The sequence below is a fragment of the Mycobacterium paraense genome (assembly GCF_002101815.1).
Lineage (GTDB): Bacteria > Actinomycetota > Actinomycetes > Mycobacteriales > Mycobacteriaceae > Mycobacterium > Mycobacterium paraense.
This window is the reverse complement of the sequence record NZ_LQPM01000006.1, coordinates 313,697-333,533: the sequence shown is the minus strand read 5'-3', so window position 1 is coordinate 333,533 and position 19,837 is coordinate 313,697. Positions and strand designations below refer to the sequence as shown.

General features: G+C 71.7%; 8 protein-coding genes. 1 reads left to right on the top strand and 7 read right to left on the bottom strand.

What is annotated here, in order from left to right; translation table 11 throughout:
* Positions 1-19 precede the first annotated feature (19 nt).
* The 4 genes from AWB89_RS04825 to AWB89_RS04810 are packed head-to-tail and all read right to left on the bottom strand — an operon-like array spanning position 20 to position 13,697.
* A complete protein-coding gene (locus tag AWB89_RS04825; RefSeq protein WP_085171942.1) occupies positions 20-5,194 on the bottom strand; it encodes a non-ribosomal peptide synthetase in 5,175 nt (1,724 codons plus the stop codon).
* Complete coding sequence (mbtD, locus tag AWB89_RS04820) at positions 5,187-8,159, bottom strand: mycobactin polyketide synthase MbtD (protein ID WP_085171940.1); 2,973 nt, start codon at positions 8,157-8,159, stop codon at positions 5,187-5,189. The genes AWB89_RS04825 and mbtD overlap by 8 nt, the downstream gene beginning before the upstream one ends.
* Entirely contained in the window at positions 8,159-9,466 is a 1,308-nt protein-coding gene (locus AWB89_RS04815) for a beta-ketoacyl [acyl carrier protein] synthase domain-containing protein (protein WP_085171938.1), read from the bottom strand. Before AWB89_RS04815 ends, mbtD begins: the two co-directional genes overlap by 1 nt.
* Positions 9,456-13,697, bottom strand: a complete 4,242-nt coding sequence (locus tag AWB89_RS04810; RefSeq protein ID WP_085171936.1) for a non-ribosomal peptide synthetase — start codon at positions 13,695-13,697, stop codon at positions 9,456-9,458. The genes AWB89_RS04815 and AWB89_RS04810 overlap by 11 nt, the downstream gene beginning before the upstream one ends.
* 97 nt (positions 13,698-13,794) lie before the next feature.
* Between AWB89_RS04810 and AWB89_RS04805 the strand changes: the two genes are divergently transcribed.
* Positions 13,795-15,435, top strand: a complete 1,641-nt coding sequence (locus AWB89_RS04805) for a (2,3-dihydroxybenzoyl)adenylate synthase (RefSeq protein WP_085104210.1) — start codon at positions 13,795-13,797, stop codon at positions 15,433-15,435.
* Between the two features lie 7 nt (positions 15,436-15,442).
* Here AWB89_RS04805 and AWB89_RS04800 read toward each other — a convergent pair whose 3' ends face one another.
* The 3 genes from AWB89_RS04800 to AWB89_RS04790 all read right to left on the bottom strand — a co-directional run bounded on the left by AWB89_RS04800 (position 15,443) and on the right by AWB89_RS04790 (position 19,735).
* Positions 15,443-17,047 (bottom strand): MFS transporter, encoded by a 1,605-nt coding sequence (locus tag AWB89_RS04800; RefSeq protein ID WP_085171934.1) that lies wholly within the window; start codon positions 17,045-17,047, stop codon positions 15,443-15,445.
* A gap of 107 nt (positions 17,048-17,154) precedes the next feature.
* Positions 17,155-18,603, bottom strand: a complete 1,449-nt coding sequence (locus tag AWB89_RS04795) for an FAD-binding oxidoreductase (RefSeq protein ID WP_085171932.1) — start codon at positions 18,601-18,603, stop codon at positions 17,155-17,157.
* Positions 18,604-18,718: 115 nt separating this feature from the next.
* Positions 18,719-19,735: an acyl-ACP desaturase gene (locus tag AWB89_RS04790; protein ID WP_085171929.1), complete on the bottom strand. Its 1,017-nt coding sequence runs from the start codon at positions 19,733-19,735 to the stop codon at positions 18,719-18,721.
* Positions 19,736-19,837: the final 102 nt, after the last annotated feature.

The following is a 19,837-nucleotide window of genomic DNA, read 5'->3' as shown; positions in this document are numbered from 1 at the left end:
GGTCGCTGTTCGGCTCGCGTCACGGCTGACTACCCCACGACGAGGTGAGGGCCGCCAGTTCGTCGGCCGAGAGCCCCGAGGTGCTCATCGGCGCGTGATGCGTGTCGGGCGAGGCGATTTCGGCGCCCGACTTGGCGTCGAGCGCGGCCGCGAGCTCGTGCAGCACCGGGTGTTCGAACACCATCCGCGGGGTCAGCGCCAATCCGGCGTCGCGCGCCCGTGCGGCCACCCGCACCGCGAGGATGCTGTCGCCGCCGAGGTTGAAGAATTCGTCGTGGCGCCCGACCTGCGCGGCGTCGAGCACCTCGGCGAGGATGGCCGCCAGCGCGCGCTCGGTGGTGGTGGCGGGCGGTTCGGCCGGCCCGGTGGCGGGTGCGGCCGGCGCCGGCGGCGCAGCGTTGGCCACCAGCTCGAGTAGGCCGTCGTCGGTCCACACGCCGCGTTCGCCGCTGCGGTAGAGCCGCGAACCGGGTTGCGCCGCAAAGGGATCGGCGACCAAGCGGGTCGCGGTCAGCGACGGTGTTGCCAACCGGGCGATGACGGCGGGGCCGCCCCCGTAGTAGACGTCGCCCACCACGCCGGCCGGGACCGGGTTCAGCCACGCGTCCAGCACGTAGACCCTTGCCACCCCGTCACCCGCGTTGGACCGGTCCAGGATGCGTTGTCGCTCGTGTGCACCGGCGATCTCGATCTCGCGCAGCCGTCGATCGGGATGGTGGGCGAACGCCGCGACGACGCGGACCAGCCATCCGGCGAAGCGGCGGGCGGTGCCGCGTCGATAGAGCTCGGGCCGGAAGATGATGTGCCCGCGGTAGCCGTCCTCGGAGGCGAAGAAGTTGACCGACATGTCGGCGTGTGCGACGTCGAACGTCGGCTCCAGCGCGCTGAACGTGGTGTCGCCGGCCGGGCCGCTGTCGATGACGCTGTCTTGCGGCAGCCGGTCGCGAACGTGCACCACCACGTCGAACAGCGGGTTGCGCGACAGCGACCGCGCCGGGCTGACCGCATCGACCACTCGGTCGAACGGCAGGTCCTGGTGCGAGTACGCGGCCAGCGCCATGTCCCGGGTCCGCAGCAGCACCTCGCGCAGAGTCGGATCGCCCCGTAGGTCGTTGCGCAACACCAGGATGTTGATGAAAAACCCGATCAGCCGATCCAGCCCGGCCTCGTCGCGACCGGCGACCGGCGTGCCGATGGGGATGTCCGGGCTGCCGCCGGCCTTGTGCAGCACGACCGCGACGGCGGCTTGCAGCAGCATGAACTCGGTGATGCCGAGGTCGCGGGCCAGGGAGGTCACCTTGTCGCGGGTCTGCGCCCCGAGGCTGAACTCGACGGCGTCACCGGCGCCGCTGAGCGAGGCCGGGCGCGGGAAGTCCGGGCGCAGGCCGGTTTCGGCCGGCAGCCCTTCGAGTTGGCGAACCCAGTAATCGCGCTGCGGGCCTGCGATGGCCGCACCGTCGTCCAGCAGCGCCGCCTGCCACCTGCCGTAGTCCGCGTACTGCACGGGCAGCGGTTCCCACGACGGGCTCTGCCCCTCGCGGCGGGCCCGATAGGCGGTCAGCAGGTCGGCGAACAGCACCCCCGCGGACCAGTGGTCGCCGGCGATGTGGTGCACCACCAACGACAACACGTGCTGGCCCGGAACGCTGAGCACCGCCGCCCGGATCGGCAGGTCGCTTTCCAGGTCGAAGACGTGCCGCCGCTCGTCGTCCAGTTCGGCCTGCAGCCAGCGCTCGTCGGGTCCGTCGGCGCGCCGCACCGGCACCTCGGCGGGCGGGTGGATGATCTGGTATGGGACGCCGTCGATCTCGCGGTAGGTGGTGCGCAAGATCTCGTGCCGCGCCACGACGTCGGTGATGGCCGCCGCCAGCGCATCGGTGTCGCACGGGCCGCGCAACGCGGCGGCGAACGGAATGTTGTTGACGGCGTTGGGCCCGTCGAAGCGGTAGGTGGCCCAGCTTCGCAGCTGCGACGACGACAGCGGCACCGGACCGTCGTGTGGCGCGGGCGCCAGGCGCGGCCTCGCCGAGTCCCCGTCCCGAGTGTCGATCTGTGCGGCGATCCTGGCCACCGTCGACAGTTCGAAGATCTCGCGCACGCCGAGGTCGACCCCGAACGTATTGCGCACCGCGGCGACCAATTTGGTGGCGAGCAGGGAGTGGCCGCCGAGGTCGAAGAAGGAGTCGTCGGCGCCGACCCGCTCCCGGCCGAGCAGCTCGGCGAACAGCCCGGCAACGCCGCGTTCGGTGGCCGTGTCGGGTTCGCGGAACGCGCGGCCGGAACCGACGTCGGGTTCGGGAAGTGCGGCGCGGTCGATCTTGCCGTGCGCGGTGATCGGAATCTCGTCGAGCACAACGTATGCCGCCGGCACCATGTATTCGGGCAGTGCCGCCACGACTCGGGCCCGGATGCGGTCGAGGTCGACGCCGGACTTCGCGTCGTCGCCGGCCGCCGGGGTCACGTAACCCACCAGGCTCTTGCCCAGCCCCGGCAGGTCGCTGACCACCACGACGGCCTGTCCGACGGTGGGATCGACCGAGATGGCCGCCGCCACGTCCCCCAGCTCGATCCGGAAGCCGCGGATCTTGACCTGTTCGTCGGCGCGGCCCACGAACTCGACGTCGCCGTCGGCGTTGCGGCGCGCCAGGTCCCCCGATCGATACATCCGGGCCCCGGGATTGAACGGGTCGGCGACGAACCGCTCGGCGGTGAGCCGGGCGCGGCGATGATATCCGTGCGCCAGATGCGTTCCGCCAAGGTAGATCTCGCCGATCACGCCGACGGGCACCGGTTGCAGCGAATCGTCGAGGAGGTACATCGCGGTATTGATCTTGGGCCGGCCGATGGGCACGATGCGGGTGCCCTGCGGGCCCTCCACCATGTAGCGGCTGGCGTTGATCACGGTTTCGGTCGGGCCGTAGAAGTTGTGCAGCAGCGCGTCGAAGGTGGCGTGGAACTTGTCGGCCACCTCGCCCGGCAGCGGCTCGCCGCCGATCGGCACCCGCCGCAAGGTCCGCCACTGGTTGACGCCCGGCAGCGACAGGAACAGGCCCAGCAGGGACGGCACGAAATGCATTGCCGTGATGCCCTCGTCGCGCAGCAGGGCGGTGAGATAGCCGATGTCGCTGAGTCCCCCGGGGCGCGGGATCACCATCCGCGCGCCGCAGGCCAGCGTGCCGAAGATCTCGGCGATCGACACATCGAAGCTCGGGGAGGCGACCTGCAGCAGACGGTCCGTGTGGTCGACCCCGTACTCCCCCTTGAACCAGACGAAGTATTCGGCGACGGGGCGGTGAGGCACCGCGACGCCCTTGGGCAGCCCGGTGGTGCCCGAGGTATAGATCAAATAGGCGGTGTTGTCCGGCCGTAGCGGCCGGACCCGATCGGCGTCCGCCGGATCGTCGGCGCGGTATCCGGTCAGGTCGCCCACCGGCTCCCGCAGCACCAGCTTCGCGTCGCAGTCGTCGAGGATGAATTCCAGCCGGTCCGGCGGGTAGGTAGGGTCGACGGGCACATACACCGCACCGGACTTGGCGACGCCCAGCGCGGTGATGACCAGCTCCGGCGACTTGTCGAGCAGCACGGCGATCCGGTCCTCGCTGCCGATGCCCCGCTCGATCAGCCAGTGCGCCAAGCGGTTTGCCGCCTCGTTGACGGCGCGGTAGGTGAGCCGGTGGCCCTGGAAGACGACCGCGACCGCGTCGGGAGTGCGCGCGGCCTGCTCGGAGACCAGGTCGGCGAGGGCCTTGGGCGGGGTGTCGAACGCCGCACCGCGCGACACCGCGCGCAGCCACTCGGCGTCGGCGTCGCCGAGCAGCGCCAACCGGGCCAACGGCTTGTCCGGTCGGGCGAGGGCGTCATCGAGCAGGACGGCGAAGTGTTCCAGCATCTGTCGCGCCAGTGTGGGTTCCAGAATCTCCGGCAGGTGCTCGGCCTCGACCAGCGCGCCGGTGCTTTCGAATTCGACCATGAACCCCAGCGGCAGCTGGGTGAGGTTGCTGCGCAGGTCGTAACGCTCGCAGGCGATGCCGGGCGGGCAGAACCCGCCGCCGTCGGGCTCGCGGAAGCCGAATGACAGCCGGGTCATCCGTTCGGCGCCGTGCCGGCGGTCGGGATTCAGTTCGCGCACCACGCGGTCGAGGTTGACGCGCTGATGGGCGAACGCGCCGGTGGCGACGTCGCGGGTCGACTCCAGCAGCTCGCGGAAACTCATCGCCGGGCGCGGCCGCAGCCGCATCGCCACCGTGTTGCCGAAATACCCGATGGCATCGTCGGTTCCGGCGCCGCGGTTGAGCACCGGCGCGGCGACGAGGAAGTCGTCGCAGTGGGTGTAGCGGTGCACCAGCGCGCCGAATGCGGCCAGCAGCACCATGTAGGGGGTGCAGCCGGTGTCCCGCGCCGTCGCGGTCACCCGCCGGGTGGTGTCGGCGGACAGCCGCAGCGTCGTGCGGGCGGCGCGCCAGGTGGTCGGCACGCTGGTTCCGGCCGGGCCGGGAAGTTCCAGCGGCTCCGGCGGATCGGCCATGACGGCGCGCCAGTAGTCGAGGTCTGCCTCGCCGGTGTCCGGGCCCGACGCGACGGCCCGGCGATGGGGTTCGAGCTGGGCGCCCTGGTAGGCCCGGGTGAGGTCGGAGAAGAACACCCGCCAGGAGCCGTCGTCCCACGCGATGTGGTGGGCCACCAAGAGCAGCACATGCTCGGCGGCCGCCGTGCGCACGACGGTGATCCGCAACGGCGCGTCGGCGGAAAGGTCGAAGGGCGCGCCGAATTCGCGCTGGGCCAGCACTTCGAGGCGGAGCCGGCGGGCGTGCTCCGACAGGTCGGTCAGGTCGTGTTCGGTCCACCCCGGGCGGAGATCGTCGTGCACCGCGGGCCGCGGGTCGCCCTGGTCGCTGAGTGTGTAGGTGGTGCGCAGGATGCGATGACGGCGGGAGACCGCGTTGACGGCGTCGCGCAGCCGGGCGGGGTCGAGGTCCCCGGTGATCCGGTAGGAGACACAGACATTGAGCAGCGTGCCGCTCGGGTCGGCCGATTGCACGAACCACATGCGAGCCTGGCCGTCGGAGAGCCGGTCGTCGTCGGCGGCACGAAGTTCTTCGGCGTCACCGGCCAGACCGCGTTCGGCGAGCCTGCGCCGAAGCAGTTCGAGTCTGGCCGCATCGAGCCGGGCGCCGGTGTCGGCGATGTCAGTCACGCGAAATGTCCACTTTCTGTGCTGTTTCGGGGCGCTCGGCGGTGTTTCCGAGCTGTTCGATGAGTTCGTCGGCGGTGATTTCGCCCATCAGCGTCGCCAGGGACACCGTCCGGCCGATCATCCGTTTGAGGCGTTTGCGCAGCTCCAGCGCCAGCATGGAGTCGACGCCCAGATCGAAGAGCGATTCGGCGAGGTTCACTTCCCCGGGCCGCTCGATGCCGAGCACCGCCGCCAGCTGGCTGCGCACCGCATCGGCCACCGACACGTCGTGTGTGTGCGCAGCGGCTTCCGGCGCCGGCGGCCGGGACCGGCTGCGGTCCAAGAACATCCGCAACCGGGCCGCGTCCGCCGCGAACACCAGCGGGTCCTCGTCCCACTGGCGCAGGCTCGCCTCGATCGCCTCGCGCGGTGCCATCGGGCGCAGCCCGGACCTCTCGATGTCGGCGATCCCGGCCGAATCCGCGATGCTGCGGCCCGATGCGGTCGAGGCCTGCCACAGGCCCCATTTCACCGCGACGCAATGCCGGCCCGCGCCGCGCAGCCGGGCGGCGGCCACGTCCAGCAGTCGGTTGGCCGCCGAGTACGCCGCGTGTCCGCGACCGCCCCACACCCCGGACACCGAGGAAAACAACAGCATTCGCGCGTCGGCGCGCACGGGCCACACCTCGACCAGGTGGGCAAGGCCGCGGACCTTGGCGGCGAAGGTGTCCGCGACAGCGTCGGTCGCCAGCTCGCCCAGCGTGCCGAACGTGGCGCGGCCCGCGGCGTGCACGATCAGCGACGCGCCGGCTCCGCCGTATTCCGCTGCGATAGACGACAACTGGGCTCTATCGGTGAGATCGCAGGGCACCGACACCAGCTCGGTGCCGCAACGGGCGGTCAAGGTCTTCAGCACCTCGGGGTCCGCGGGGCGGCGGCTCAGGAGCACGATGCGCCGCGCGCCGCGCTCGGCGAGATAGCGGACGTAATGCATGCCGATCGCCCCGGCCCCGCCGGTGATCACCACGTCGTCGAGCGCGCCGGGGCCGAGCGGCTCGGGGGCGGGCGCATCGCGCAACGTGCGCTCGAACAACGCGTAGCCGCTTTCGGAGTCGCGCAGCACGGTTGCGCCGGAACCGGACAGCAATCCAGCCACGACCGCGCGCCCCGCGGCGGGCGTCAGCTCCCCGGACGGCAGGTCCAGGTGGGTGAAACTCAGTTCGGGATGGTCGAATCCGATGCTGCGGTGCATCGCGGCCAACGCCGCCTGGCCGGGCGACGGCGGCACGTCCCGATCTCCCACCCGCTCGGCGCCCACGGTGACCAGGCAGACGGTGTGGCAGTGCGGACCCAGTGCGCGCGCATAGCCGAGCTGACCGGACCCGATCAGGCCCGTGAGGTTCCCGGCGGCGTCGAGGTCGTCGAGCGCGGGAGCGACCGCCACGACGACCTCGGCGTCCCGCGGCGCGGCGAGGGTGCCCGCCGGGTGGGCCTCGATCGCCGCGCGCAGGAAACCGATGAGGACGCCGTCACCGCCGAGGCCGACCACCGCGATGCGCACCGGTGGTCCCGCGATCGGTGTGGGCGGCGGTGTTGGTTCCCAGCGCTCGACGGCAATGGTCAGTCCCTGCAACGCATCCAACGGTTCCGGGTGCGCCCACATCGGAATCGAGCGCATGGGCGCGTTCGGGAACCCGCGCGGGCCCACACCGCCGCCGTCGAGGTAGTCGCCCCAGCTGTAGCCGGGATCGGCGACCGCCGCGGTGACGATGTTCGCCGACAGGGCCTCGGCCAACGGCTCGTCGCGGTGCGCCGACCCGACCAGCACCGCCGGGTCCTCGCGGGACTCGAAGACCTGGCCGATCGAGAACAGCAGCGCGGGATGGGCCGACAGCTCGATGAACGAGCCCGCGCCACACCGGATCGCCGACTCGAATGCGCGGTCCAGCCGCACCGTGTTGCGCAGGTTGGCGTACCAGTAGTCGGCGAATCGCGCGCCGGGCGCCACCACGTCTCCGGTGGTGCCGCCGATGAATTGCACCGGGGCCTCGGCGAATTGCGCCGCGGGCAGGCGCCGGTGGAATTCGTCGCGCAGCCGCTCCAGCAGGCTGGTGTGCCCCGGAAAGCCGGCGGTGATCTCGCGCGCGAACCCGCCGCCCGAGCGAACGGCGTCGACGACGGCCAGCACCGCGTCGCGATCGCCCGAGACGGCGACACTCGAGGCGGAGTAGACCACGGACAGCTCGACCCAGCCGTCGGCGCCCGCGATCAGCGCCCCGGCCTCCCCCGCGCCGATGCCCAGCGTTGCCATCGCGTAGCGACCCGGGAGGCGGTCGACCACACCGGCGCGCGCCGCGATCACCGCGACCGCGTCCGGCACCGTGATGCTGCCGGCGACGGCGGCCGCGGCGACCTCACCGAGGCTCTGACCGATGGTGAGGTCGGGAACCACGCCGCACGAGCGCCACACCTGGGCCAGGGCGACCGCGTGGACGAATTGCGCTCCCTGGACCTCGATCTCGGAAAAGGTTCGCGAGTCGTCGCCGGCCGTCAGGTAGCGCAGCGGCGATTCGACGCCGGCGGCCTCGAACGCCGCACCGCAGCCATCGGCGGCGGCCCGGTAGCTGCCGAGCGCCCGGTAGGCGGCGGCGCCCATGCCCGGCCAGTGACCGCCCTGCCCGGGAAAGACGAACGCCTGCCGGGGCGCGGCGCTCAGCGCCGACCTGGCGACCAGCGGGTGCTCGCGCCCGGCGGCCAGCGCGTGCAAGCCGTCGACGAGCTCGGTCCGGTCCGCGGCGCGCACGACCGCGCGGAAGCTGCGGACCCGTCGGGTTGCGCGCAGCTGCCGGGCCACCTGTTCCACCGTCGTTTCCGGAAAGCGGTCGAGATAGTCGGCGATCGCCCGGGCGTCCGCGGGGACGAGTTCGTCGGCGTGGGCGCTGAGCAGCACCGGGATTCGCCCGTCGGGCAGGCGTCTGACGGCCATCAGGCGGCCCCGCGCCCGTCGGGCATCGAGACGATCAGGTGGGTGTTGGTGCCGCTCATCCCGAACGCGGACACCGCCGCGGTCCGCCACCCGTCGACGGCCCGCCACGGCGTGAGCTTGTCGGCCAGACGCAAACCCTGGCTCTCCCAATCTATTTCGCGGCTGGGCTCGTCGACGTGCAGGGTCGGGGGCACCGCGGCGTGTTCGGCGGACAGGATCACCTTGGCCAGGCCCAACGCGCCCGCCGCGGCCTGTGCGTGCCCGATGTTGGACTTGACCGATCCCAGCAGCGGCCCGCGCCCCGGCGGCGCGGTGCCGTAACTGGCCGCCATCGACATCAGCTCCGTGCGGTCGCCGAGCCGGGTTCCGGTGGCGTGGCCTTCGATCATCCCGACGTCGCCAGGCTCCATCCCGGCCCGCGCGAGGGCGCGCCGGAACAGCCGCAGCTGCGCGTCGCCGCTGGGGGCCATCAGCCCGGCGCTGCGCCCGTCCGAATTCAGGCAGCTGGCGCGCACTTCGGCGAGGATGCGACGCCCGTCGGCCAGCGCCCGGGAGCGGCGCTGCAGCACGAACATGGCCGCGCCCTCGGCCCAGACGGTCCCGCTGGCGAGCGCGCTGTAGGGCCGGCAGCGGCCGTCGTCGGACAGGGCGTGCTTCTTGGAGAACTCGACGAAATAGCCGGGGCTGCCCATCACGCACACGGCCCCGGCGATCGCGAGGTCGCAGTCGCCGGCCCGGATCGCGTGCACCGCGGTGTGGAAGGCCGCCAGCGCCGAGGAGCATGCGGTGTCGATCGTCAGCGCCGGGCCCGCGAGGTCCAGGACGTAGGCGATGCGCCCGGAGATGACGCCCAGCGACGTCCCGGTGATCAGATGCCCGCTGTGGTGCGAGAACTCGGAGAGCGGGGGGCCGTATTCGAGCGTGGAGGCGCCGACGTAGCAGCCGACGTCGTGACCGGCCAGGTCGTCGGGGTTGATCCCGCTGTTCTCCACGCTGCGCCACGCCACCCGCAGCCCAACCCGCTGCTGGGGGTCCATGGCCGTCGCTTCCCGCCGGGAGATGCCGAAGAACTCCGGATCGAATGTGGTTGCGCCCGAAAGGAATCCGCCGAGGTTGGGGATGGGCTTGAACCCGTCCCGCCGCGACCCGTCGAAGAGCTCGCGCAGCGCCCAGCCCCGATCGGCGGGGAAGGGGCCCAGCGCCTCCCGCTGCTCGGACAGCAGCGCCCAGAAGGCGTCCGGGGTCTCGATCCCGCCGGGCGCTTCCAGCGCGAGTCCGACGACGACGACCGGGTCGCTATCGGACATCGGCGCTCACCAGCCGGGCCACCGCGTCGAGGTGATCGTCGAGGTAGAAGTGGCCGCCCTCGAATTCATGCACCGTGAAGCGGCCGGATGTGTGGGTTTGCCAGCTGGCCAAGGTTTCTCGGTCGATCCGGTGGTCGCGGTCGCCACCGACCGCGTGGATGTCGGCGTTGATGCGCACGTCCGGGCCGCAGGAGTAGGCGTTCAGCGCGCGGTAGTCGGCCTGCACGGCGGTCACCAGGAGTTCGACGAATTCCTCGTCCTCCAGCAGCACCGGGTCGGTGCCGCCGAGATCCACCATGTCGGCCAGCACGCCGCTTTCGCTGGTCGGCAGCGGTCCATACGCGGCGACGGTCGACGGGGACTGCCCGGCCGAAGCCCACAGCGCGCGCACCGGCACTCCGTTGCTTTCGGCGACGCGGGCGAACTCGAACGCGACCACCGCCCCCATGCAATGCCCGAACAGGCTCAGCGGGGCCGCCGCGGCCCAGTCCCCCGCCTCGAAGAGCTCGCGCGCCAACGCGCCGATGCTTTCCGCCGCGGGGTGATTCCGCCGGTCGGCCCGCTGCGGGTACTGCACCACGAAAGCGTCAACCCCGTTGGCGGACAGCGCTTTGGCCAGCGATCGGTAGGCCGCGGCCGCGCCGCCGGCGTGCGGGAACACGACCGCCGAGCCGCGCGGGACGGCGCAGGTGAATCGCTTCACCCAGGGCTGGAACTCCCGCGGCGCCGGCGCGGCCGGTGTCTCCTGGAGCGCGGACAGCACGTCGACGCTCGACATGTCCGCGATCTCCAGGTACACCTCGGCGACCTGCTCGAGCCGGCCGCCGTCGGCTTCGCGGCCGACGAGCAACTCGGCCAGGGCGGCGACGGTTCGGGCCGCGAAAACGTCGGCGACCATCAGGCTCGGCGAGTCGAGCCACTGCCGGATGCCGGCGACGGCCTGCGTCGCGAGCACGGAATCGCCGCCGAGGGAAAAGAAGTCGTCGTGCACGCCCACGGCGTCGACGTCGCGGTTGAGCAGCTCGGCGACGAGGTGGCACAGCGCCCGCTGCAGCCGCGTGGCCGGCGCCTCGTAGGGCGCCGACGTGTCGCGCGACTGCTCCGCCACCGCCGCGGTCAGCAGCGCGGCGACGGCGCGCCGGTCGATCTTGCCGCCGTCGGTGAACGGGATGCGCTCGGCCACCGAGATGTGCGCCGGAATCATATGGGCGGGAACCAGATCGGCGAGGCCATCGCGAATCCGCCGGGCGTCCGGCTCGACCCCATCGAGGCAGACCTGCGCGGCCAGCACCTCGGCGCCGCCGGGCGCGGGCACCAGCGCGGCCACGGCAGCGCGCACCCCGGGCACCCGCCGCAGCGCGGCCTCGATCTCGCCGACCTCGACGCGATACCCGCTGACCTTGATCCGATGATCGGCGCGGCCGACGAACTCGAGGGTGCCGTCCTGCCAGTAGCGGGCCAGATCGCCGGTGCGGTACCAGGTTCGGCCCTCGTGGGCGACGAAGCGCTCGGCGGTCAGCTCGGGGCGCCCGCGGTAGCCGCGGGCGATGCCGCGGCCGGAGATCCAGAGTTCGCCGGCCACCCAGTCGGGGCAGTCGGCGCCGTCCTCGGCGACCACCCGGCAGGCGATGTTGGGAAACGGCTTGCCGTAGGGCACCGCGGTCCAGTGGTCGGGCAGGTCCGCGGTGACCTCGAAAATGGTTGCGTGGACGGCCGTTTCGGTGGCGCCGCCGAGGCCGGCGAACCGGACGCCGGGCGCCTGCGCCCGCAGCCGGCTGGCCAGGCCCGGGCGCACCCAGTCGCCGCCGGTGGGCACCACCCGCAGCGACGACAGCCTGCCGTCCCCGACCTCGACCAGCATCTCCAGCCAGCCGGGCAGGAAATTCAGCACGGTGACCCGGTGCGCGTCGATCAGCCGCGCCCAGGCGTCGGGATCGCGCCGCTGCGCCTCGTCGACCACCACGATCGCCCCACCGGCGCGCAGCGTGGCGAAGACGTCCAGCACCGACATGTCGCATTCCAGCGTGGACAGCGCCAGGCAGCGGTCGGCGGCGCCGATCTCGAAGTGGCGGGTGACGAATTCGACCGTGTTCATGGCGCCGTCGTGCGTCATCTCGACGCCCTTGGGCTCGCCCGTCGACCCCGAGGTGAACAGCACATAGGCGAGCGCGTCGGGATCCGTTCTGGCGGGCCGGATGTCGGGCGGCGCGCCGTGCAGCAGGTCGGCGATCACCAGCGCCGGCACCGGGCCCTCCAAAGCTGGAGACAGCGGCCGGCCGCCGCAGACCAGCGCCGCGCGCACCCCGCCGGTTTTCAGGATGCGCTCGGCCCGGTCGCGTGGCTGGTCGACGCCGATCGGCAGGTACACGCCGCCGGCGGCCAGGATCCCGAGCAGCGCGGGCACCTGTTCGGCGGTCTTCGGGCCCATCACCGCAACCGTGTCGCCGGCGCGGATCCCGGCCGCCCGCAACGCGGCGGCCACCGCCAGCGCCTGATCGCGCAGCTGCGCATAGGTGAGGTCGCCCGAGCTCGAAAAGACCGCCGGCGCGCCGGGTTGCCGCTCGGCCCGGCGGAAGAACCCGTCGTGCAAAGCCTCGCCGCTGGGCTCGGCGGTGCGGCCGTTGGCCGCCTCGCGCACCGCGCGCTGCGCCTCCGGCAGCGCCGGGGTGCCGGGCGCGTCCCACGCGTCGTCGGCGGCGGCCAGCCGCAGCAGCTCGTCGATGTGGTGGGCGAACATGGCGTCGATGACGCCGGGCGCGAACACCCCGTCGCGCACGTCCCAGTTCACCAGCACGCCGCCGCCGAACTCGGTGACCTGCGCGTCGAGCAGCACCTGCGGCCCCTGGGAGATGATCCAGGCGGGCGTGCCGAATTGCGTTGTGACGTCGGCACCGAACAGTTCCCCGAGGCCGAGCGCGCTGGTGAAGACCACCGGCGCCAGGACCTGGGTGCCGCGATGCCGGCTGAGGTCGCGCAGCACCGACAGCCCCGGGTAGGCGGAATGCGCGGCGGCGGTCCGCATGGCGTCCTGCACGGCGTGCGCGCGCGCCGTCGGGGTTTCGGCCCCAGTCAAGTCGATGTCGAGCAGCAGCGACGAGGTGAAGTCACCGACCAGGAGGTCGACGTCGGGGTGCAGCTCCTGGCGCCCGAACAGCGGGACGTTCAGCAGGAAGCGCGCGGTGGACCAGCGGGCCAGCGCGTTGGCGAACGCGGCGCCCAGCGCCATCGCCGGGGTGACGCCGCGGGCCCGGGCGCGGGCGAACAGCGCGTCGCGGGTGCCGGGGTCCAGCCAGTGCCAGCGCCGCGTGCTGCTGCGCGAGCCCCGGCCGCCGGTCGATGGCGGCGCCGGCGGGTCGGGCAGCTGCGGGATGCGCCCCGCCCACCAGTCCCGGTCGGCGTCGTGATCCGGCCGGGGCTGCGCCTCCTGGCGGGCGATCGCCTGGCGGTATTCCCGGTAGCTGTAACCCAATTCGGGTAGGTCGCGGCCCAGGTAGAGGGCGGCCAGGTCGCCCATCAGGGTGCGGTAGCTCATCGCGTCGGCGGCCTGCATGTCCAGATCGACGTGCAGCCGGGAGCGATCGCCGGGCAGCAGCGTCAGCGTCAGCTCGAACACCGCGCCGTCGAGCTGCTGGTGCGATTTGGCGTCCCGCACAGCGGCCAGCCGCTGCTCGGCGTTGGCGTCGTCGCGCAGGTCGAGCACCGCGACGGGGAAGTCGCCGCAGTCGTCGGTCGGGATGCGCTGCGTGCCGTCGGGCAGAAACCGGACCCGCAGCATGGGGTGGCGGTGCGCCAGCCGGGTGGCCGCCGCGCGCAGGCGATCCGGGTCGACCGGGCCGCCGTCGAACTCCACGTAGAGGTGCCCGGCCACCCCGCCGAACTGCTGATGGTCCTGGCGCCCGACCCACATCGCGTGCTGCATCGGGGCGAGGGGGAACGGGTCGCCGGCGTGCCCGGTCACGGCGGATGCCGGGGCCGGCTGACTGGCGGCGGACTCCTGCGCGCCGGCGGCCACCAGCTCGGACCACGCCTCGATCGTCGGGGCCGCGGCCAGCGCGGCGAAATCGACGGCGATGCCGTCGCGGCGCCAGCGACCGGCCAGCGTCATCATCCGGATGGAGTCGAGGCCTTGGCCGATCAGGTTGCCACCTGGGTCGATGGCGTCGGCGCGGACGCCGAGCAGCTCCGCCACCTCCGCGCGGATGTCCTCCGAGCACGCCGGGGCACGCACCACGAAATCCTCCCAGAATTAGCAAAGGCTGCCCTAAGTTGTTGGTTACCCTATCCTCGATACCTGCGTCGCCGCTACCACCCCCCAGCGAAGGAGTCCGATGGCCCCGAACACGCCGCGGCGCCCGGGGCCGGAGGGCTTCGTGCCGTTCCCGGCCGACCGGGCCGCGTCCTACCGGGCGGCGGGCTACTGGGCGGGACGGACGCTGGACACACTGCTGACCGACGCGGCGCTCCGCTGGCCAACGCGGATCGCGGTGGTCGACGCGCTGTCGGACGGCGGGTTGAGCTACGCCGAACTCGACGAGCGAGCCGACCGCGTCGCGGCCGGGCTGGGGCGGCTGGGCATCGGGCCGGGCGACCGGGTGCTGCTACAGCTGCCGAACGGCTGCCGGTTCGCGGTCGCGCTGTTCGGGTTGCTGCGTGCGGGGGCGATCCCGGTGATGTGCCTGCCCGGCCACCGGGCCGCCGAATTGGCGCACTTCGCCGCGGTCAGCGACGCGACGGCGCTGGTAATCCCCGACACGGCAAGCGGTTTCGACTACCGGGCGATGGCGCGCGGCCTGGTCGACGCACACCCCGGGTTGCGGCACGTCGTCGTGGACGGCGACCCCGCGGAGTTCACCCCGTGGGCGCGGCTGTGCGAGGAAAGCGCCGAGAAGCCCCCCGCGCCGCGGGCCGATCCGGAAACCCCTGCGCTGCTGCTGGTTTCGGGCGGCACCACCGGCACCCCCAAGCTGATTCCCCGCACCCACGAGGACTACCTCTTCAACGCGACGGCCAGCGCCGCGGTCTGCGGCCTGGGCGCCGACGACGTCTACCTGGCGGTGTTGCCCGCGGGCCACAACTTTCCGCTCGCCTGCCCCGGTCTGCTCGGGGCCATGGCGGTGGGCGCGACGACGGTGTTCGGCGCCGATCCCAGCCCGGAGGCCGCGTTCGCCGCGATCGCCCGCCACGGCGTCACCGTCACCGCCCTGGTCCCGGCGCTGGCCAAGCTGTGGGCGCAGGCCTGCGACTGGGAGCCGGTGACGCCAAAGTCGTTGCGGCTGCTGCAGGTTGGCGGGGCGCGCCTGGAGCCGGCGGACGCCCGCCTGGTGCGCGCCGCGCTGACGCCGGGCCTGCAGCAGGTGTTCGGGATGGCGGAGGGCCTGCTGAACTACACCCGCCCGGACGACCCGCCGGAGGTCGTCGAGAACACCCAGGGGCGGCCGCTGTGCACCGGCGACGAACTGCGCATCGTCGACGCAGCGGGCGAGCCGGTGGCGCCCGGTGCGGAGGGCGAGCTGCTGGTGCGCGGACCGTACACGATCAACGGCTACTTCCGCGCCGAGCGCGACAACGAACGCGCCTTCGACCCCGACGGCTTCTACCGCAGCGGCGACCTGGTCCGCCGCCGCGACGACGGCAACGTGGTGGTCACCGGCCGGGTAAAGGACGTCATCAGCCGCGGCGGCGAAACCGTCGCGGCGGCCGAGCTCGAGGAGCACCTGCTGAGCCATTCCGCGATCCGATCGGCGGCGGCGGTGGGTTTACCCGATCCCTATCTGGGCGAGAAGATTTGCGCGGCAGTGGTTTTCGCCGGAGAGCCGATCGAGCTCGCCGAGCTGAACGCGCACCTCGACGAGCGCGGCGTTGCCGCCCACGCCCGGCCCGACATGCTGGTCGCGGTGCCGGCGCTGCCCACCACGCCGATCGGCAAGGTCGACAAGAAGGCGCTCGCCCGCCGGCTCGGCGGTCCCTAGCCCGACGTCAGTGCTGCACCCGCACCGCGAGGTAGTAATCGTGCACTCGGGCGTTGTCGACGGTGTAGCTCACCGCCTTCGCGGCGGCATCGTGGTCGGAACTCAACCAACGCTCGGTGTGCTGGCGCTCAAACTCGGCCCACGATGCCACGGTGAACCTCTCCAGCATGAGCTGGGGGCTCTTGGTGCTGCGGTACAACCGCCAACTGTGGCCACCCGTGCGCAGGCGTGAAAGCCTGACGGCGCTCATCGCCTCGACGAAGCCCTTGAGGTTTTCGGCCGACACTCGGTATTGCACGGTCACCAGCACCGGCCCGTCGTTGGGGCGCGGCTCGAACATGAGCATCGGCGACGTCCAGCACGTGGAAATGTCGCGGCTCAGCAGCCCGGTGGCCGCCCGCAGCGGCAGCACGGTGACGCTGAGGGCGGCCACGGCGAGCAGCGCCGCCGAGCAGGTCAGCGCGATCTCGAGCCCCGCCTCCGTGGCGATGACGCCCCAGCAGTACGAGCCGATCGCCATCGAACCTGTGAAGACCAGCAGGTACACCGACAACCCGCGCGCCCGAACCCATTGCGGCAAGTGCAGCTGCGCCGCGGCGTTCAACGTCGACAGGGTGATCAGCCAGCACATCCCGGCCAACACCAGCACGGGCATCGCCGCCGCGAACGGCAGCCAGGCGACCGCCGCCGGTGCCAGTCCGTAGCCGGCGGCGCAGGCGGCCAGGATCGGGTTGGCCGACACCTTCCTGCGCAGCGGTGTGGCGATCTTCACCGCCAGCGTCGCGCCCAGGCCGATGGCCCCGAGCGTCAGGCCGTAGCCGCTGGCGCCCAGGTGCCACCGATGGTCGGCGGCGACGGGCAACAGGGCCAGCAGGGCGGACGCGGGAAAAAGGAAGAGGCTGGCGCGCAACAGGATTCTGAGAAAGATCGGGCTGTGGGCGACGTATTGCAGCCCGGTGCCGATGGCCTGGCTGATGCGTTCCCGCTCGATGGGGGCGACTTGCTTCGGCCGCCGCCAGCGCCGCAGGACAACGATGATCCCGGCAAACGAGACCGCGTTGATCGCGAAGACGGCGGCGGGGCCGGCCAGCGCCACGGCGACGCCGCCGATCGCGGGTCCCACCCCCTGGCCGACATTCACCGAGACGCTGGACAATGTGGCGGCGGCGGGGATCTGCTCGCGCGGGACGACCTCGGGCTGAATCGCCTGCCAGGCCGGTGCGGTCAGCGCTGACGCGCAGCCGATGGCCACGGTGAACAGCAACAGCGACGTCGGGGTGAGGTGCCCGGCGTAGGTCAGCGCCGCCAGGGCCAGCGCCACCACCACCGCATACGACTGCAGGAAGATCAGCAGCCGTCGCCGGTCGAACAGGTCTGCCAGCACCCCGGCGAACAGTCCGAGCAGCAGCGTCGGGCCCAGGCTGGCCGTCTGGACCAGCGACACGACGGTGGCGCTGCCGTGCTCCTCGACCAAGAACCATTGGGCCGCCACGCTTTGCATCCAGGTCCCGATGTTGGACACGAACTGCGCGATGAACAGGTTGCGGTACAGGCTATTGCGCAACGGCGAGGGCTGCCCGCCGTCGGCGCGCTCGGCGACCTGAGTCACCATCGAACCGATTGACGACGGCCCGCCGCCTCACCGGCAACGCCTTGCGCCTCGTGCACGGCTGAAAAGTCTAGGACACGCGTCCTGCCCGCGCAGCACGCGACAGGCGGCTAGAAGTTCAGCCCGGAGAACATCACCCGGCCGGGGTCGTACTTCTGCCGCACGGCGCTGAGCCGGGACAGGTTGGGGCCGAAGTAGCGCGATGGCGGCTGGTTGGCCTCGATGTAGTTCACGTAGCCGCCCACCGAATACGGTTGCACCGCTTGGTGTGCGGTGCTGAGCCAGTTGGTGGCCGCCGCGGGATCACCCGTTTCGACGTACCACTGCACCAGCGACGCCTGCCGGCGCCACGGAAACGCCGTGGCCCCCGGCGCCACGGTCGCCAGCGCCCCGTCGAGGGCGTGCATGATCGCCAACATGCGCCCCGCGCTCCGGGGAAAGGCGTCGACCGCGGAGGCGATTCCCTGGGCCGCGGCCGGGGTGAGCGTCGTGAACACGTCGGAGCCGCCGACGTAGCCGAGCGGCGCCGGGTTGAGGTTCCCGACCGCCAGATACCGCACCAGATCCATGTAATTGAACGTGTGGTTCTCGGTCCCGCTCGGTTGCAGTCCGACGGCCGAGGTGATCGCGTTCGCCACGCTGGGGCCCGACCCCGCCGGGCAGGTCGCCATGATCCGGCAGTGCGTGCCCATCGCGTCGACGGTGGCGTCGGCCAGTGCCCAGCTGTTTCGGTCGGCGGTGCGCAGCCAGCCCTGCCAACCGAGCAACACCTGGGCGAACGACTGCGGCGGGAAGTTCAGGTTGACCACGTCGACGTCACTGGTCGGAAAAGTGGCGAAGGTCAGCGAGGTCGTCACGCCGAAGTTGCCGCCACCGCCCCCGCGCAGCGCCCAGAACAGGTCCGGGTTGCTGGCGGCGGAGGCCGTGACCGCCTGGCCGCCGGGCAGCACCACCGACGCCGACGTCAACTGGTCGCACAGCAGGCCCGCGTGCCGGGACTGGGCGCCCAACCCGCCGCCCAGGGCGTGGCCCGCGGCACCGACCGACGGGCAGGTGCCCGTCGGGATGCCCCGGCCGGCGGCGGCCAGCGCCTGATGCATCGCGTACAGGGTCGTCGCCGGCGTCACTGTGATCTGGCCGGTGGCCGCGTCGTAATTGACTTCCCCCGGCAGCTGACGCAGGTCGAACACCATGGCCCCGTTGGCCGTGGACGCGCCGATGTAGGAGTGCCCGCCGCTGCGCGGTGCGACCTTGAGGTTGTTGGCGGCGGCAAACGCCATCGCCTTCTGCACGTCCGCCGCCGACGTCGGGGTGACGATCGCCGCCGGCGTGAAGCCGTTGTAGTTGGTGTTGAAAACCTGCTTGGCCGAGCCGAATTGGGGGCTGCCCGGCAACAGCACTTTGCCGCCCAGGACGCTGGAAAGGCCGTCCCAGCCGGACGCGGCCGGGGCGGCGGCGGCCCGGCCCGGCCCGATCCGGCCCGTCCCCAAAACGGCGCCGGCGGCCAACGCGCCGGCGGCGCGCCGCAGAAACGTGTGGCGGGAGATCTCACGCGCCAACGTAGGGCCCCCGCGTTTGCGTCATGCCCGCATTCTCGATGACGAGAAGCGCGGCGCGGCATGACGTGTCGGGGCGACGACCGAAACGTGCCCGAACCGTTACCCGGCCGAGCGCCTACCGTCCGCTGAGCGTCAGCGTCCCTTCGGTTTTGAGCACCCGGCTGGCGGTGATCCGCTCCGCCTTGCGGGCCTCCCGCTCGAGGTAGCGCTGCTTGGATTCGTCGAATTTGTCGCTGGCCACTTCGAGTTCCTTGATCAGCACGGCGAGGTCGTCGCGCATCCGGGCGGCCTCGCCGGTGAAGTCCTCGCGTTCGAAGATGCGCCACTTCTTGAGCACCGGCATGACGACCTCGTCGAGATGGATGCGCGGGTCGTAGACACCGCCGACGGCGATGATCACGGCCTTGCGCCGAAACTCCGGCACGGTGAAGCCGGGCATCTTGAAGTTGCGCAGGATTCGGTGCACCGACCTCATCGCCTGATTGGGCGCGATGTCCAGGCCCGCGGCGCTGACGTCGCGGTAGAAGATCATGTGCAGGTTCTCGTCGTGCGACACCCGCGCCATCAACTGCTCGGCGATGGTGTCGTCGGCGGCCCTGCCGGTGTTGCGGTGCGCGACGCGGGTGGCCAATTCCTGAAACGACACGTACATCACCGAGTCGAACAAGCTGTCAGCGAACATGTTCCCCTGGTGGTTCTGGCCCGGGCTGAACCCTCGCGTCATTTGCTCCATCCGCAGCTTCTCCAGCTCGACCGGGTCGACCGCGCGGGTGACCACCAGGTAGTCGCGCAGCGCCGTGCTGTGCCGGTTCTCCTCGGCGGTCCACCGATTCACCCACTGGCCCCACGGGCCGTCCATGGTGAAGTTCATCGCGATCTCGCGGTGATACGACGGCAGGTTGTCCTCGGTCAGCAGGTTTTGCACCATCGCGACCTGTGCGACGTCGGAAAGCCGGCTCTGTCCCGGCTCCCAGTCCTGCCCGTCCAGGCCGTAGAAGTTCTTGCCGTCCGACCACGGGACGTAGTCGTGCGGGTTCCATTCCTTGAACAACGAGAGGTGGCGGTTGAGCAGCTGCTCGACCACGGGCTCGAGTTCCTGGAGTAGCTGCAGGTTGGTCAAGCTGTCGGACACGGGGCCCTCCCAGTTATCTGTGTCTATCAGTACCTGTGTCATGCAGTTACATCAAGATGGCACGCCGGGGAGAGGGTCGACTAGGGCCAAAAGTCCTTACGG